Source organism: Catenulispora rubra, assembly GCF_015356825.1.
Classification (GTDB): Bacteria; Actinomycetota; Actinomycetes; order Streptomycetales; family Catenulisporaceae; genus Catenulispora; species Catenulispora rubra.
This window is the reverse complement of sequence record NZ_JAACYW010000788.1, coordinates 1-407: the sequence shown is the minus strand read 5'-3', so window position 1 is coordinate 407 and position 407 is coordinate 1. Positions and strand designations below refer to the sequence as shown.

The following is a 407-nucleotide window of genomic DNA, read 5'->3' as shown; positions in this document are numbered from 1 at the left end:
GCCCACCGGTCGGTTCTGTGCCGGTGGGAACTGCGCAACCTGGTGCTGTGGCTTGCCTGAGGCCGGGTCGTACCGCCAGATGCCCTCGGAGTCGTACTGCGACGTGTACAGCACCCCGTCCAGGACCACGGCGTGCTTCGCCTCGCCGGGGAACTGGAGGTCGACGACCGTGCCGTCCTTCAGCGAGTGGCGCGCGATGCTGCCGGTGCCGCCGATGTAGGCGTAACCGCCGCCGGCGGCGACTCCCATGCACAGCTGCGGGTCCGTCGGCGCTCCCGCGCTCCCGAGGTCGGTGACGGTGGCGGCGCCGGTCTGCGGGGCGATCTCGGCGACGAACCCGTACGCGGAGGTGACCTCGACTTTGCCCGCGTAGGCGTCGACGCCCCAGATCTCGCCGAGGTCCAGGC

Annotated in this window: 1 pseudogene; it reads right to left on the bottom strand. The window is 71.5% G+C overall.

What is annotated here, in order from left to right:
* Positions 1–407, bottom strand: a pseudogene (locus tag GWK61_RS55425) (hypothetical protein); the annotation flags it as partial.